The sequence below is a fragment of the Actinocrinis puniceicyclus genome (assembly GCF_018283645.1).
Taxonomy (GTDB): domain Bacteria; phylum Actinomycetota; class Actinomycetes; order Streptomycetales; family Catenulisporaceae; genus Actinocrinis; species Actinocrinis puniceicyclus.
In genome coordinates this window covers 12479-29030 of sequence record NZ_JAGSXH010000012.1, presented here as the reverse complement: position 1 = coordinate 29030, position 16552 = coordinate 12479, and the positions used below count along the sequence as shown (strand labels likewise).

The 16552-nt window shown below is 70.1% G+C and carries 12 protein-coding genes; 10 read left to right on the top strand and 2 right to left on the bottom strand.

Features of this window, described 5'->3' with window-relative positions; all coding sequences use genetic code 11:
* Positions 1-44: 44 nt before the first annotated feature.
* The 3 genes from mfd (at position 45) to tatA (ending at position 5204) form a co-directional block, all read left to right on the top strand.
* Positions 45-3599, top strand: coding sequence for a transcription-repair coupling factor (mfd, locus tag KGA66_RS05560; RefSeq protein ID WP_211465235.1), 3555 nt, complete (start codon positions 45-47; stop codon positions 3597-3599).
* Positions 3600-3828: 229 nt separating this feature from the next.
* A complete protein-coding gene (locus KGA66_RS05555) occupies positions 3829-4872 on the top strand; it encodes a nucleoside triphosphate pyrophosphohydrolase (protein WP_211465233.1) in 1044 nt (347 codons plus the stop codon).
* Between the two features lie 65 nt (positions 4873-4937).
* Positions 4938-5204: a Sec-independent protein translocase subunit TatA gene (gene tatA, locus KGA66_RS05550; RefSeq protein WP_211465231.1), complete on the top strand. Its 267-nt coding sequence runs from the start codon at positions 4938-4940 to the stop codon at positions 5202-5204.
* A 321-nt stretch (positions 5205-5525) separates the two neighbouring features.
* Here tatA and KGA66_RS05545 read toward each other — a convergent pair whose 3' ends face one another.
* Positions 5526-6053, bottom strand: coding sequence for a DinB family protein (locus KGA66_RS05545; RefSeq protein ID WP_211465222.1), 528 nt, complete (start codon positions 6051-6053; stop codon positions 5526-5528).
* 82 nt (positions 6054-6135) lie between these two features.
* Between KGA66_RS05545 and KGA66_RS31445 the strand changes: the two genes are divergently transcribed.
* From KGA66_RS31445 to KGA66_RS05510, 7 genes are all read left to right on the top strand, one after another.
* Positions 6136-7398: a cytochrome P450 family protein gene (locus KGA66_RS31445; protein ID WP_211465220.1), complete on the top strand. Its 1263-nt coding sequence runs from the start codon at positions 6136-6138 to the stop codon at positions 7396-7398.
* Between the two features lie 93 nt (positions 7399-7491).
* Positions 7492-8772, top strand: a complete 1281-nt coding sequence (gene eno, locus KGA66_RS05535) for a phosphopyruvate hydratase (protein ID WP_211465218.1) — start codon at positions 7492-7494, stop codon at positions 8770-8772.
* A gap of 162 nt (positions 8773-8934) precedes the next feature.
* Complete coding sequence (locus tag KGA66_RS05530; RefSeq protein ID WP_211465216.1) at positions 8935-9450, top strand: FtsB family cell division protein; 516 nt, start codon at positions 8935-8937, stop codon at positions 9448-9450.
* Between the two features lie 24 nt (positions 9451-9474).
* Positions 9475-10005: a DUF501 domain-containing protein gene (locus KGA66_RS05525; RefSeq protein ID WP_211465214.1), complete on the top strand. Its 531-nt coding sequence runs from the start codon at positions 9475-9477 to the stop codon at positions 10003-10005.
* A complete protein-coding gene (locus KGA66_RS05520; protein WP_211465212.1) occupies positions 10002-10934 on the top strand; it encodes a Ppx/GppA phosphatase family protein in 933 nt (310 codons plus the stop codon). The genes KGA66_RS05525 and KGA66_RS05520 overlap by 4 nt, the downstream gene beginning before the upstream one ends.
* Positions 10935-11107: 173 nt before the next feature.
* Positions 11108-13852, top strand: coding sequence for a preprotein translocase subunit SecA (gene secA, locus KGA66_RS05515; protein ID WP_211465210.1), 2745 nt, complete (start codon positions 11108-11110; stop codon positions 13850-13852).
* Positions 13853-14113: 261 nt separating this feature from the next.
* Complete coding sequence (locus KGA66_RS05510; protein ID WP_246507082.1) at positions 14114-14680, top strand: Rv3235 family protein; 567 nt, start codon at positions 14114-14116, stop codon at positions 14678-14680.
* On the opposite strand, the gene KGA66_RS31440 is transcribed toward KGA66_RS05510, so the two are convergent.
* Complete coding sequence (locus KGA66_RS31440) at positions 14635-16542, bottom strand: phosphatidylglycerol lysyltransferase domain-containing protein (protein ID WP_211465208.1); 1908 nt, start codon at positions 16540-16542, stop codon at positions 14635-14637. The two genes, KGA66_RS05510 and KGA66_RS31440, sit on opposite strands and share 46 nt — an antisense overlap.
* Positions 16543-16552: the final 10 nt, after the last annotated feature.

Below are 16552 nucleotides of genomic sequence, written 5' to 3'. Positions count from 1 at the left end.
ATCGGGGGTAGTCCGCGTGCCCGCCATGGACCGAGGAGTTTCCCATGCCACTGCCCGGACTGCTCGGTCCCGTCGCGCGGGACTCGGCGATCGCCGCCGCGGTGCGCGCCGCGGGCACCGGTGACCGGCCCCGGCTCGACCTGACCGCCCCGCCCGGCCTGCGTCCCTTCGCCCTGGCCGCCATCGCGAGGCAGGCGGGCCGCCCGCTGCTCGCGGTCACCGCCACCGGGCGTGAGTGCGACGACCTGGCCGCCGGCCTGCGAGCCCTGTTGGGTTCCTCGGCGGTGGCCGAGTTCCCGGCCTGGGAGACCCTGCCGCACGAACGGCTCTCGCCGCGCTCGGACACCGTCGGCCGGCGCCTGGCCGTGCTGCGGCGGCTGACCCATCCCGGGACCGAGGGAGACGAGGTCGCGCCGCGGATCGTCGTCGCGCCGGTCCGGGCCGTGCTCCAGCCGCAGGTGGCCGGCCTCGGCGACCTTGAGCCGGTGCGGGTGACCGCGGGAGAGGAGATCGAACTCGACGAGGTGGTGCGCCGTCTCGGCGACGCCGCTTACCTGCGCACCGACCTGGTGGAGAAGCGCGGCGACTTCGCGGTGCGCGGCGGCATTCTCGACATCTTCCCGCCCACGGAGGAGCACCCGCTGCGCCTGGAGTTCTGGGGCGACCAGATCGAGGAGATCCGTTACTTCAAAGTGGCCGACCAGCGCTCGCTGGAGGTGGCGCCCCACGGCCTGTGGGCGCCTCCGTGCCGCGAAATGCTGCTCACCGACACGGTACGCAAGCGCGCGCACGGTTACGCCTCCGAGTTCCCGGCGCTCGCCGACGTGTTCGGCAAGATCGCCGAAGGCATCGCCGTCGAGGGCATGGAATCGCTCGCCCCGGTGCTGGTCGACCGGATGGAACTGCTCATCGACCTACTGCCGCCGGACACGCACATCGTCTCCTGCGACCCGGAGCGGGTCAGGGCGCGGGCCGCCGACCTCGTGCGGACCTCCCAGGAATTCCTCGACGCCTCCTGGGCCGCCGCCGCCATGGGCGCCGCCGCGCCACTGGACCTCGACTCGGCGTCGCTCTGGTCGCTCACCGACGTGCGTGAGCACGCCCGCCGGCGCGGCCTGCCCTGGTGGTCCGTCAGCCCGTTCGTGACGGACGAGGAGCTTTCCCAGTTCTCCGAGCAGGCACTGGACACCGACGACTCCGTGCGGGCGGACGCCGTGGCAGCCCCCGAATACCGCGGCGACACCTCGGCCGCGCTCGCCGACGTGCGGGCCTGGCTGCGCGAAGGCTGGCGCGTCGTGCTGGTCACCGAGGGCCACGGCCCGGCCGAGCGCCTGGTCGAGGTGGCCAAGGGCGCGGACCTCGGCGCGCGCCTCGACATCGATCTGCCCGACGAGCCTGAGCCCGGCGTCCTGCACGTCGCCACCGGGTCGATCGAGCGCGGGTTCGTCCTCGAAAGCGCGCGCCTGGCAGTCCTCACCGAGACCGACATCGCCGGGCAGCGCTCGTCCACCAGGGACATGCGGCGGATGCCCTCGCGCCGCCGCAACATGGTCGACCCTCTGCAACTGCGCGCGGGCGACTTCGTCGTGCACGAGCAGCACGGCGTGGGCCGTTACGTCGAAATGGTGCAGCGCACGGTGGCCGGCGCGACCCGCGAGTACCTCGTCATCGAGTACGCCGCGTCCAAGCGCGGCCAGCCGGGCGACCGGCTGTTCGTGCCGACCGACCAGTTGGAGCAGGTCACCAAGTACGTCGGCGGCGAGTCCCCGAGCCTGCACCGGCTCGGCGGCGCCGACTGGCACAAGGCCAAGAGCCGCGCCCGCAAGGCGGTCAGGGAGATCGCGGGCGACCTGATCAAGCTCTACTCGGCGCGTATGGCAGCCCCCGGGTACGCCTTCGGCTCCGACACCCCGTGGCAGCGCGAGCTGGAGGACGCCTTCCCCTACGTCGAGACGCCCGACCAGCTCGCCTGCATCGACGAGGTCAAGGCGGACATGGAGAAGTCGGTGCCGATGGATCGCCTCATCTGCGGCGACGTCGGCTACGGCAAGACCGAGATCGCGGTGCGCGCCGCGTTCAAGGCGGTGCAGGACGGCAAGCAGGTGGCGGTGCTCGTGCCGACCACGCTGCTGGTGCAGCAGCACTTCTCCACCTTCGCCGAGCGGTACGCGCAGTTCCCGGTCAACATCAAGGCGCTCTCCCGCTTCCAGACCGACAAGGAGGCCACCGAGGTGCTGCGCGGCCTGACCGAGGGCACCGTCGACATCGTCATCGGCACCCACCGGCTGTTCTCGAAGGAGGCGAAGTTCAAGGACCTCGGCCTCGTGATCGTCGACGAGGAACAGCGCTTCGGTGTGGAGCACAAGGAGTACCTCAAGCAGATGCGGGCCAACGTGGACGTGTTGACCATGTCCGCGACCCCGATCCCGCGCACCCTGGAGATGGCGGTCACCGGCATCCGTGAGATGTCGACGATCCAGACCCCGCCCGAGGAACGGCACCCGGTGCTCACGTTCGTCGGCTCGTACGAGGAGAAGCAGATCGCCGCCGCGATCCGCCGCGAGCTGCTGCGCGAGGGCCAGGTCTTCTACATCCACAACAGGGTCGAGTCGATCAATCGCGCTGCCGCGCGGCTGCAGGAGCTGGTTCCCGAGGCGCGCATCGCGATCGCGCACGGGCAGATGAACGAGCACACGCTGGAGCGGCTGATCGTCGACTTCTGGAACCGCGAGTTCGACGTGCTGGTGTGCACCACGATCGTCGAATCCGGCATCGACATCTCCAACGCCAACACCCTGATCGTGGAGCGCGCCGACGTCTTCGGCCTCTCCCAGCTGCACCAGCTGCGCGGCCGGGTGGGCCGCGGCCGGGAGCGTGCGTACGCGTACTTCCTTTACCCGCCGGAGAAGCCGCTGACCGAGACGGCGCACGAGCGGCTCGCCACCATCGCCCAGCACACCGACCTCGGCGCCGGCATGTACGTGGCGATGAAGGACCTTGAGATCCGCGGCGCGGGAAACCTGCTGGGCGGCGAGCAGTCCGGGCACATCGAGGGCGTCGGCTTCGACCTCTACATGCGGATGGTGGGCGAAGCGGTGGCCGATTTCCGAGCCCTGGCCGAAGGCCGCACCGAGCCGGAGCAGGTGGACGTGCGGGTAGACCTGCCCATCGACGCACACATCCCGCACGACTGGGTTCCGGACGAGCGGCTGCGCCTGGAGGCATACAGGCGTATCGCGTCGATCACGGACTCGTCGGGCGTCACCGAGGTGCATGACGAGCTGGTCGACCGTTACGGGCAGCTGCCGGTGCCCGTGGGCAACCTGCTCGCGGTGGCACTGTTCCGCGCGCACGCGCGCTCCGCGGGGCTGACCGAGGTCGCGGCGCAGGGCAACTACGTCAAGTTCGCCCCCGTCGAGCTGCGGGAGTCGCAGCTCATGCGGCTCCAGCGGGTCTACCCGAAGTCGCTCAACAAGGCGGCGACGCACACGATCCTGGTGCCCAAGCCCATGACGCAGCGCATCGGTGGCCAGCCGGTCGTCGGCCTGGACCTGCTGGCCTGGTGCCGCGAGCTGATCGACAACGTCCTGCTGATGTAGCTTCTGCCGTTGCCCGGCGCTCGGCGTGACGTGACGTCAGGTGCGGCGCGGTGTCGTCAGGCGGGTGGCAGGTGCTGCAGATCCCTCATCCGGGCCACGTTTCTCTCGCCCCCGTGCAGCCGATCTTGTCCGGCCTACCCGACCGCGTACCGTGCGCCCGCATTCCGCGTCACCAGCCTTCTCAGCGCGCTGGAGCACGGGCGCGCTGCCGACGCTTTAGGGTTAGGGCATGCCCGGTCGGATCGTTCTCGTCCCGTTCTCCCCGCGCGTCGCCCCCGGGCTTGTCTCGGCCTCGGCCTGGCGACTCATGACCGGTTCCGGCGCCGTCGTCCACACCGGTTCGCCGGACCACCCGGTGCTGCCCTACCTCGACGACGTGGACGTACAGATCGTCGTGTTCGACCCGAAGGCGTCCGCGCATGAGATAGCCCGCGACCTGATCGATCAGGCCGAGGCGGGCGCGAGCGTGGTGTGGATCGCCGCCCAGGACGGCGACGAGGCGCTGGCCCAGGCGCTGGGCGAGCACTTGGCCCACGGCGGTGAGATCGAACTGGAGCTGCTGCCGGGCAGCTACGACCTGCCCGGGGCCAAGGTGCTGGACCTGGTCGCCGTCATGGACCGGCTGCGTTCCCCCGGCGGCTGCCCCTGGGACGGGGAGCAGACCCACCGCTCCCTGGTGAAGTACCTCCTCGAAGAGGCTTACGAGACCGTCGAGACGATCGAGGAGGGCGCCTGCGACGAGCCGGGCCCGGGCCGCGACGCGCTACGTGAAGAACTCGGCGACGTGCTGCTTCAGGTCGCGTTCCACGCACGCATCGCACAGGAGCACCCGACCGACCCGTTCGGTATCGACGACGTGGCGGACGGTATCGCGAAGAAGCTGGTCGGCAGGCATCCGCACGTCTTCGGCGGAGCGGTCGCGGACACCGCGGCCGATGTCGAGGCGAACTGGGACCGGATCAAGGCCGAGGAGAAGGGCCGCACCTCCGCGGTCGAAGGCGTGCCGTTGGCTCAGCCGGCGCTCTCGCTGGCCGACAAGCTGCTCAAGCGGTCCCGCAACGCCGGGATCCCGCTGGAACTACCCGCGCTGACGGCCGAAGCAGCCGCTCAGGCCCAGGATGCGGCCGGGGTCGGGCGGCTGCTGCTCGCCGCGGTGGCGCACGCCCGTTCGCTCGGCGTCGACCCGGAGGAGGCCCTGCGCGGCGCGGCCCGTGGCCTGCGCGATCAGATCGTGGCCCGCGAGACCTCCCGGGATGCCACGGTGTCGGGTTAGTCTGGGAGGCGTGTACCGGACGAAACGCTCCGGTCGGACGTTACGCCGTTGTAGGAGATCTGACCATGCTGCGTGGGCTTGAAGGCTGGCACATCGTCATCATCGTCGCGCTTGTCGTGCTGCTGTTCGGCTCGCGCAAGCTGCCGGACGCCGCGCGGTCGGTCGGCCAATCGCTGCGCATCTTCAAGTCGGAGATGAAGGCGGCGGCCAAGGACGGCGATGCGCCCGAAGGCAAGAAGGTCGACGGAATGCAGCAGGCCGTCGAGGGCAAGACCGTGACCCCGACCGTCAACGACTCCGTCCCGCACAACACCGGTGTTACGCAGCCCTGAGTCCGTCCGCTCCGCGCACGCCATCGGGATGGGACTGCGGGGTCGCACGGCGCACGCGCAGCACGTCTTCGCGCTCCCCAGCTCCCACGATCGTGTGAATATCGGAGTTCTGACTTCCTTGGCGGCCTGCGTTTTGCGATGGTTGGGGGCGTGGATTTCGAATACTCGTTGCCTCCCCGCCTCCAGCAGCGTTTGAGCGAGTACGCCCGCAGGACCGGACGCAACGAGTCTGAGATCCTTGCGACGGCGATCCTGTGGTACCTCAGACATGTGAACCAGGAACAACCGGTCTCCTGATCCGCAGGTCCCCGCCGAGGTCCGCTACTGCCCCTCGCTCGCGGCCGCAGCCATCCGCGCCGTCGTGCTGGCGCCGTCCAGTGCTTCGCGGATGATGTCGGCGTGGCCGCTGTGGTGCGTGATCTCCCGGAAGATGTGCAGCAGAATGTGGCGGACGGTCCAGACGGTCGGCCCCGCCGGCGACCACGGGTACCGCGGGAGAGTCACCTCGCGGTCCAGGTCCGGCTCTTCGCGCAGGGCCCGATCGAACGCGGCGCAGGTGCCGTGGAAGTCGTCGAGCAGCCCGGCCAGGGTCTCGGACGGCGTCATCCGGTAGTGGTCCGGGTCGAGATCGGACCAGCCGTACTCGGCGGGTGCCGTGCCGTCGACCACCGCGATCCATGAGCGCTGCATGCCGGCCAGGTGCTTGACCAGGCCACCGAGTGTCAGCTCACTGACCGTCGTTCGCGTCGCTGCCTGCTCGTCGGTGATGTCCGCGACGGTGAACAGGAAGTTCCTGCGTTGGTCGGCGACCATCGCGAGCAGATCTTCGCGCTCAGTGGTTATCTCCATGACACAAACAGTAACCGCGCGGGTCTCCGGAGTGGGGGGCACGGCGTACCGTCCGCCGCCCCGCGCGTGTGACCATGGGGCGGTGACCGCACCGCCACCGCTGTTCAGCCGCGAGTTCATCGACGATCCGTACCCGGCGTATGCGTGGCTGCGCGAGAACGCCCCGGTACGCCGCACGCGGTTGCCTAATGGCGTTGAGGCTTACCTGGTCACCCGGTACGAGGACGTGCGTGCGGTGCTGGCCGACCCGCGCCTTTCGAAGAACGCTCAGACCTCGTATCCCGGCTGGCGGCCCGGACGCACCGGGATCCCGGGTGAGCACCGCTCCGGGATCGCGGCGCACCTGCTGAACCTGGATCCGCCGGACCACACCAGGCTGCGCCGCCTGGTGTCGAAGGCGTTCACACCGCGCCGCGTCGCTGACTTCGAGCCGCGCATCGTGCAGATCGCCGATTCCCTGCTCGACCTCGCCTTCGCGGGCACCGCGGCCGACTCGGCCGCGGTGGATCTGATCCGCGGCTACGCCTTCCCCCTACCCGTCGTCGTGATCTGCGAAATGCTCGGCGTTCCACCCGAAGACCAACCGATCTTCCACGAATGGGCCAACGGGATGATCGACCGGACCGGACCGCGTGGCGGTGTCGGCCGCTCGGTCAAGCGGGTGCGCGGCTATCTCAGAGAGCTCATCCACAAGAAGCGGCTCACGCTGCCGGCCGATCCGGCCGACGACGACCTGCTCTCCGCCCTGATCCGCGCCTCCGACCACGGCGAGCACCTGACCGAGGACGAAGCCGCGGCAATGGGCTTCATTCTGCTCTTCGCCGGATTCGAGACCACCGTCAATCTCATCGGCAACGGGACTTTCGCCCTGCTCACCCACCCGCAGCAGAGTGCCAAGCTCCAGGCCGACCCCGCCGCCATGGACTGCGCCGTCGAGGAACTTCTTCGCTACGACGGGCCGGTGGAGTTCGCCACCTGGCGCTTCACCACGGAACCGATCACAGTCGCGGACGTTGCCATCCCGGCCGGCGAACCGGTCCTGGCAGTGCTCGCCGCAGCGGATCGCGACCCGGCGCGATTCACCGACCCGGACGCGCTCGACCTGGGCCGCAACGCCACCGGGCACCTCGCCCTCGGCCACGGCATCCACTTCTGCCTCGGTGCGCCCCTCGCCCGGCTGGAGGGCCGCATCGCCTTCGAGCGGCTGCTCACCCGCTTCCCGGATCTCACCCTCGCGGTCCCGCCGGCGCAACTGCGCTGGCACTCGGGGCTGATCATGCGTGGACTGCACGAGTTACCCGTCCGTACTTCGAGCCCGGTTCGCCCCGTTCACGCGGCGCACTAGGCTGTTTCCCGGCATCAAGAGACCGTGACGAGACCCGTCAGGAGCAGCGTTTCGGAACGCGGCGTCCGACGAGGAACCGAAGGAGTAACGCACGTGGCGTCCATCGAAGCAGTAGGCGCGCGGGAGATCCTCGACTCCCGCGGCAACCCCACCGTCGAGGTCGAGGTCGCGCTCGACGACGGCACCATCGCCCGCGCGGCCGTGCCGTCCGGCGCTTCTACCGGTGCGTTCGAAGCGGTGGAGCTGCGCGACGGCGACAAGGACCGTTACGGCGGCAAGGGCGTGACCAAGGCCGTGCTCGCGGTGCTCGACGAGATCGGCCCGGCGCTGATCGGCTTCGACGCGCACGAGCAGCGGCTGATCGACCAGGAACTGATCGACCTGGACGGCACGCCGAACAAGTCCCGGGTCGGCGCGAACGCGATCCTGGGAGTCTCGCTCGCGGTGGCGAAGGCCGCCGCCGAGTCCGCCGAACTGCCGCTGTTCCGCTACCTCGGCGGTCCGAACGCGCACGTCCTGCCGGTCCCGATGATGAACATCATCAACGGCGGCGCGCACGCTGATTCGAATGTCGACATCCAGGAGTTCATGATCGCGCCGATCGGCGCGGAGACCTACGGCGAGGCGCTGCGCTGGGGCGCGGAGACCTACCACGCGCTCAAGGCGGTGCTCAAGTCCCGCGGCCTGTCCACCGGCCTGGGCGACGAGGGCGGCTTCGCCCCCAACCTGGAGTCGAACCGGGCCGCGCTCGACCTGATCCTCGAAGCCATCGAGAAGGCCGGCTACACGCCCGGCCAGGAGATCGCGCTCGCCCTCGACGTGGCCGCCAACGAACTGTACAAGGACGGCGCGTACACCCTGGAGGGCAAGCAGTTCTCCGGCACCGAGCTGACCGCCTACTACGCCGACCTGGTCGCCAACTACCCGCTGGTGTCCATCGAGGACTCGCACGGCGAGGAGGACTGGGACGGCTGGAAGGCCGTGACCGACCAGCTCGGCGCGAAGGTGCAGCTGGTCGGCGACGATCTGTTCGTCACCAATCCCGAGCGGCTCCAGCGCGGCATCACCGGCGGCCAGGCCAACGCGCTGCTGGTGAAGGTCAACCAGATCGGCACGCTGACCGAGACCTTCGACGCGGTCGCGCTGGCGCACCGTTCCGGGTTCCGCTGCATGATGAGCCACCGCTCCGGCGAGACCGAGGACACCACGATCGCGGACCTCGCCGTCGCCACCGACGTCGGCCAGATCAAGTCCGGCGCCCCGGCCCGCACCGACCGCGTCGCCAAGTACAACCAGCTGCTGCGCATCGAGGAGGAGCTGGACGACGCGGCCCGCTACGCCGGTCGCTCCGCCTTCCCGCGCTTCAAGGGCTAGGCGTTCGAGTGCCTTGGCTGCCGAGGCACTAGGCTGGGTGGCGCGTCTTCCGGGCCGCGCGTCGTCTGCGACGGCGTGCGGCGCGGACCGGCGCGCCACGCCCGTTCTTCTGGGCTTGCGGTCGATCTCCGGGCGGCGTTGGACGGGAGGGGGTGCGGCGCGATGGCTGACAGCCGGTCGGCGAAGGCGGGTAAGGCCACTGAGAACGGTGGCGGTGTGAGCGGCCCGGCGGCCCGCATCGCCGCACTGCCGCGGCAACGGCCCGGTTCCGGCGGACCGCCGCGGAAGCCGTCGCGCAACCGGCTGACCGGCCGTGTCGGTATCCTCGCTCTCGCGCTGTGCGCCGTCATGGTCACGGTCGCCTATCCGTTGCGCCAGTACCTCGCGCAGCGCACGCAGATCGCCGGCTTGAGGCACCAGAACGACGTCACCGCGCAGCAGGTCGCCACGTTGCAGCGCGAGCTGGACAAGTGGTCAGACCCCGCATACGTCGCCATTCAGGCTCGCGAGCGGCTGCACTACGTGCGGCCCGGCGAGATCGGCTACATCGTGCCCAACCCGAGCGCCGCGGCCGAACCGCTCGGCATCCCGACGCCGACCGAAAAGGCTTGGTACGACCGGCTGTGGTCCACGGTCAAGACGCCTTCCCCGGTGCCGTCGCCGTCGCAGACGCGCTGACGAGCCACCGGGTAACGTGTCAGCGTGAGCGTGGCGGAAGCGGACTTCGAAGCGGTCAGGGCACAACTGGGCCGGGAACCACGCGGCCTGCGCGCAGTCGCGCACCGCTGCCCCTGCGGCAACCCGGACGTGGTCGAGACGGCACCCCGGCTACCGGACGGCAGCCCCTTCCCCACGCTGTACTACCTCACCTGCCCGAAGGCTGCGTCAGCGATCGGCACGCTGGAAGGCAGTGGCGTGATGGCCGAGATGACCGAACGGCTGCGTACCGATCCTGAATTGGCTGTGTCCTACCGTGCGGCGCACGAGGACTATCTCAAGCGCCGCGACGCGATCGACGTACTCGAAGGCTTCCCGAGCGCGGGCGGCATGCCTGACCGGGTCAAGTGCCTGCACGTGCTGGTCGGCCACGCGCTCGCGGCCGGTCCGGGAGTCAACCCGCTCGGGGACGAGGCCCTGGCGCTGCTGCCCGAGTGGTGGCGCAACGGCGCCTGCGTGACCGTTTCCGCGCCGACCGACCCAGGCTCGACCAACACGAGGGAGAGGGACCGATGACCATCCGCGTCGCGGCCATCGACTGCGGGACGAACTCCCTGCGCCTGCTCGTCACCGACCTGGACCCGGCGTCCGGGGGCGCGAACGAACTGACTCGCCGCATGGAGATCGTGCGGCTCGGCCAGGGCGTGGACGCCACCGGACGGCTCGCTCCCGAGGCCCTGCGCCGCACGTTCGCGGTCTGCGACGAGTACGCGGCCGCGATACGCGATCTGGGCGCCGAGCGCGTCCGCTTCGTAGCCACCAGCGCCACCCGGGACGCCGCCAACCGGGACGAGTTCGTCGAGGGCGTGCGCTCCCGCTTCGGCGTCGAACCCGAGGTGGTCAGCGGCGACCAGGAGGCCGCGCTCTCGTTCAACGGCGCGACCAAGGCCGTGGCGGCCGACGGGGCCGGGCACCCGACCCCGTACCTCGTGGTCGACATCGGCGGCGGCTCCACCGAGTTCGTGCTCGGCGACGCCGCGGTCGAGGCGGCCCGGTCCGTCGACATCGGCTGCGTCCGGCTCACGGAGCGTCACCTGACCCAGGACCCGCCGACCGGCGCGCAGATCTCCGCCGCGCTCCGGGACATCGACGCGGCGATCGACCTGGCCGCCGCGCACGTGCCGATCGAGCAGGCGAAGACTCTGGTCGGGGTGGCCGGTTCGATCACCACGGTCAGCGCGATCGCGCTCGGGCTGCCCGAGTACGACCGCGACCGCGTGCACCTTTCACGGATTTCAGCACGCACGGCGCGTCGCGTCGCCGAAGAACTGCTGAGCTCCACGCACGAGCAGCGCGCCGCGAATCCGGTGATCCACCCGGGCCGGGTCGACGTGATCGGGGCCGGGGCACTGATCCTGGCCCAGATCGTGGACCGGCTCGGGCTGGCCGAGGTCGTCGTGTCCGAACATGACATTCTCGACGGAATCGCGCTCTCGCAGCTGTGATCGGCCGGGCCGCCACTGTTATCGCGGCTCGCACACTGTCATTGAACCTGCACAGTCGCTTACGATGGGATAACGGCCGGGGTGGGGGTATGCTGCCCGCCTTGGCGGCCAGGCCGTCCGCACAGCGTCCGTCCATACAAGGTCTGTAGTCAGTTCAAGGAGCCGTTCCCAAAGTGCCTGCCCTCTTCGACAAGGTCCTGCGCGCGGGCGAAGGGAAGATCCTTCGCAAGCTGGCCAAGACGGCCGAGACCGTCAACATGCTTGAGGAAGACTACGTCGACGTCACCGACGCGGAGCTGCGCGCCGAGACCGACAAGTTCAAAGAGCGCTACCAGGACGGCGAGAGCCTCGATGACCTGCTCTGGGAGGCGTTCGCGGTCGTCCGGGAGGCGGCCAAGCGCACCATCGGGCAGCGCCACTACGACGTGCAGTTGATGGGCGGCGCCGCGCTGCACTGGGGCAACATCGCCGAGATGCGCACCGGTGAAGGAAAGACCCTGGTCGGTACGCTGCCGGCGTACCTGAACGCGCTGTCCGGAGACGGTGTCCACATCGTCACCACGAACGACTACCTCGCCGAGCGCGACGCGGAGTGGATGGGCCGCATCCACCGCTTCCTCGGTCTCGACGTCGGCGTGATCCTGGCCAGCATGACCCCGGCGCAGCGCAGGATCGCCTACGGCGCCGACATCACCTACGGCACCAACAACGAGTTCGGCTTCGACTACCTGCGCGATAACATGGCCTGGTCGAAGGACGAGCTGGTGCAGCGCGGCCACAACTTCGCCGTCGTCGACGAGGTGGACTCGATCCTGATCGACGAGGCGCGCACGCCGCTGATCATCTCCGGGCCCTCGGACCAGGCCACCAAGTGGTACACCGACTTCGCCAAGATCGTGAACCGGCTGGCCAAGGACACCGACTACGAGGTCGACGAGAAGAAGAAGACCATCGGCATCCTGGAGCGCGGCGTCGAGCGGGTCGAGGACCTGCTGGGCATCGACAACCTGTACGAGTCGGTCAACACCCCGCTGGTCGGCTTCCTCAACAACGCGATCAAGGCCAAGGAACTGTTCAAGAAGGACCGCGACTACGTGGTCATGAACGGCGAGATCCTGATCGTCGACGAGCACACCGGCCGCATGCTGGCCGGCCGGCGCTACAACGAGGGTATGCACCAGGCGATCGAGGCCAAGGAGGGGGTGGTCATCCAGAACGAGAACCAGACGCTGGCCACCATCACCCTGCAGAACTACTTCCGCCTCTACAAGAAGCTGTCCGGCATGACCGGTACCGCGCTGACCGAGGCTGCCGAGTTCCACCAGATCTACAAGCTCGGCGTGGTCCCGATCCCGACGAACCGGCCGATGGTCCGCAAGGACCACCAGGACCTGATCTACATCTCCGAGGAAGCCAAGTTCAGCGCCGTGGTCGAGGACATCGAGCACCGGCACTCGGAGGGCCAGCCGGTGCTGGTCGGCACGGTCTCGGTGGAGAAGTCCGAGTACCTCTCGCAGCAGTTGCGCAAGCGCGGCGTACCGCACGAGGTGCTGAACGCGAAGTACCACGAGCGTGAGGCGCAGATCGTCGCGCAGGCCGGGCGCAAGGGCGCCGTCACCGTGGCCACCAACATGGCCGGCCGCGGTACGGACATCATGCTCGGCGGCAACCCGGAGAACCTGGCGATGGGCGAGCTGGCGCAGCGCGGCCTGACCCCGAGCGAGACCCCCGAGGAGTACGAGGCGGCCTGGCCGGCGGCGCTGGAGAAGGCGAAGAAGGCGGTCACGACCGAGCACGAGGAAGTCCACTCGCTCGGCGGCCTGTACGTGCTGGGCACCGAGCGACACGAGTCGCGGCGCATCGACAACCAGCTGCGCGGTCGTGCCGGACGCCAGGGCGACCCGGGTGAGAGCCGGTTCTACCTCTCCCTCGGTGACGACCTGATGCGGCTGTTCAAGGCGCAGATCGTGGAGCGGGTGCTCTCGGTCGCCAACGTCGGCGACGACGTGCCGATCGAGTCGAAGATGGTCACCCGGGCGATCCAGTCCGCGCAGACCCAGCTGGAGCAGCAGAACTTCGAGATCCGTAAGAACGTCCTCAAGTACGACGACGTGATCAACAAGCAGCGTGAGGTCATCTACGCCGAGCGCCGCAGGGTGCTGGACGGCGAGGACCTGCGCGACCATGTCCGCCACATGATGGAGGACACGGTCCGCGCGTACATCGAGGCGGCGACCTCCGAGGGCTACGCGGAGGAGTGGGAGCTGGAGAACCTCTGGACCGCGCTCGCGACGCTGTACCCGATCTCGATCACCCTGGAGGAGGTCGAGGAGTCGGTCGGCGGGCGCACCGGGATCACCCGGGAGGTCCTCGTCGACGAGATCACCGCGGACGTCCTCGGCGCCTATGACAAGCGCGAGGCCAACCTGGGCGACTCGATCACCCGGGAACTGGAGCGCAGGGTCGTGCTCTCGGTGCTCGACCGCCGCTGGCGCGAGCACCTCTACGAGATGGACTACCTGCAGGAGGGCATCGGTCTGCGCGCCATGGCGCAGCGCGACCCGCTGGTCGAGTACCAGCGCGAGGGCTACCTCATGTTCAACGCCATGATGGAAGGCATCAAGGAGGAGTCCGTCGGGTACCTGTTCAACCTCGAAGTGCAGGTCGAGGCGAACAGCGACGACCCGGAGGCCCAGGCCCAGGCTCAGGCCGCCACCGCCCAGCTGAACGCGAAGGGCCTGGAGGCCCCCAAGCGCCCGGCCCGGCTGAACTACTCCGCACCCACCGTGGACGGAGAAGGCGGCGTGGTGGAACGGCAGGAGACCACCGCCGCCGCCGACGGACCGCAGGACGCGACCCCGAAGGCCAAGCCGAAGGGTCGTCCGCCGGCCCCCGGCGGTCGGCGGCGCAAGAAGTAGCCGCCGCCACCACCGCTCTCGCCCCGGCGCGGCCTGTGTCAGTCAAGTCGCAGAACTGAATACGTCGTATGATCGACAACCTCGGTGTCGAAGATCACTGCGCTGAACGGGTGATCTTCGGCGCCGAGGCGTCTTTCCGGGCAACTCGCGGGCATGCTCGATGATCTGAACCATCGTCAGAGTTCCGTTCGGAGCCACCGACGTCCGTGAGGAGCGCGCGACCGCTCCGGGATGCGGGGCCCCTGAGAATCGGGGTGCGTGATGCCGCGTAACTGCCGTGATGACGCCGATCCCTGCGATAGCGCGACGCCCGTCCAGGGGCTCGGCGAGAATCGCCGCCGCAGCCCGCTGCTGACCGTCGTGGGCACGCTGGAGCGCGCCGCGCCGCGAGAGGCGCCGCAACAGCCGGAGGACCTGGAGCTGGACGGCGCCGCCGGAGCGCTGCGCTCCTGGGTGGTCGGCTGGACGCACCGACTCGACCCGCTCGGCGCTCGCCGGCCTGCCGAGCAGCCGCCGGCCGGAGTGCGCCGCCTGGTTGAGGCCGTGGTCGACGTGCTGCTGGAGCGGCGCCCGGCCGAGCAGGTCAAGCGCTGGGTCTCCCGCGAGGTGTTCGGGTTGCTGAGCACCGTCGCGCAGCGCCGGGCGGTCACCCGTTTCGCCGCGCGCAGCATGGTCCGCTCGATCCGGCTCAACGCACCCGGACCGGACGCCGTGGAATCCACGGTGCTCGTGCAGGACGGCCCGCGGGTGCGCGCGGTCGCGTTGCGCTTCGAACGCTGTGCTCAGGACCGGCTGGAATGGCGCTGCACCGCGCTCCAGTTCGCCTGATCCGCGCCGGCCGACCCGGCCTCGGCGGGCGATCGGCCGGCCGCGCCCTCGGGCTGCGGCCGCGTGCGGTGCTTGAGTTCGGGCGCGGTGATCCGGCTGCGCCGCCGGTCGTACGGCAGGGCGAACTCCAGGCCGAACGCGGCGATTCCGAACAGCGGCAGATCCAGCCAGGACGCGACCAGGACCGCGCGCGGCAGCCAGCCCGGCCGGAATTTCGCGTTGAACCGGTAGAGCGACTCCAGTTGGATCAGCGGGTCCATCAGGTGGATGGCCCGGCGGGTCGCGCGCGATACCAGCCCGGGCCGGCCGGGGCCGTATCCCGGCCCCCCGTCGGCCGCCGCGCTCGACGTGCCGCCCAGCCGGTACGCCTCCAGCACGGTGCGGAACGCCGCGAAGTTGAGGGAGACCGTCGCGATCTCGTGCGCGGCGGCGTATTCGATCGCCGCCACGATCAGCCGCTCGTTCACCCCGTTCGGCGCGATCCGATGCCGCGGCATGACATCCAGCGAGAGCACGGTGCGCGGACCGGCCTGCGCCGCGACCAGGTAACGCTGGAAGGCGACCGCGTAACCGTCCGCCGCGAACGCGATCACCAGCAGTGAGTCCGGGTGCCTGCCCTCGGCCATCGCGTCCAGGTTCATCGCGAAGCCGTGCTCACGGCCCTGGGCCACCATGTCGGCGTCCGGACGGGGACGCCGCGGCGTCCCCCTGCCGAGCCACGCCCGGTGGATCCGGCGCAGTTGCGCGGCCAGTTCGGGGCTCAGTTCGCGCTCCGGCACCACCGCGACCCAGATGCCCGAATGCTCGGTGCGCCGCACCGCCTGCCGGACGTTGCGCATCGCCCGGCCCCGCAGCGAGAACGACGCGACGTCGATGATGACCTCGTCGCCGATCCCGAAGCCGCGCAGCCCCCGCGCCGCCCACAGTTCGCGCGAGCGCGGCCCGGCGCCCAGCACCGCGGGACGCCAGCCGCGCCGCTCGCTTAGTGTCAGGAACGCGTCGATCGCCGCGGGCCACGCTCGGCGGTCCCCGATCGGATCGCCCGCCGCCACCGCCATCCCGGCCAGGACCCGGTAAGCGATCGCCGCCCGTCCGCCGTCCTCGAAGACGTAGCTCTTGTCATAACGCAGCGCGAACGGAGCGAGGGTGTCCGAATCCCCGTGCGCCACCAGCGTGCGCATCGCCGCGCGCTGCTGCGGCTCCGCCGGGTCCGGCGGCGGCGCGGCCGCCGACAGGGTGGCGATCACGGCGATCAGCGCCAGGCCCGAGGCCACGGCCAGCCCGGGCAGCAACCAGGCCGGCCCGTCGAAATTCACCGGACCCGAGTTGGCCGCGACCGCGGCCACGAACTCGCGCCCCAGGCCCGTCGCGGACAGCGGGGCGGCGAAGCGACCGCGTTCCGCGAACAGTCCCCCACCCCCGACCAGCACCAGCGTCACGCCGGACGCGCCGGCCACGGCCGCCGCCTGGCGCAGCCGCTGCGGATCGGGCACGACCGTGAACCGGTCCCGCGCACGCACCAGCGAGACCAACGTCAGGCTGAGCGGGACGAGCCGCCACGGCTCGTCCGGCGCCCGGGTCGCCAGCGACTGCGCCTCGGCCAGGGTGCTCCATGCCACCAGTCCCAGCCCGAGCATCCAGTCCACTCGGCGGCGCCTGCCCAGTCCATGCGCGAGAGCGATCAACACCAAACCGAGCAGGAGCGCGTGGGAGCCGCTGGGTGCGGCTCCGCACACGGTCACCGCCGAGCGGCTCAGCCAGCCGGGCGGTTGTTCCTCGGCCGAGTACAAGACCAACACGAAACCGCCGCTCGCGAACAGCGCGGCGAACGGCCACACCGTCGACCGGCTACGGCCAGGCACAGCATCACCC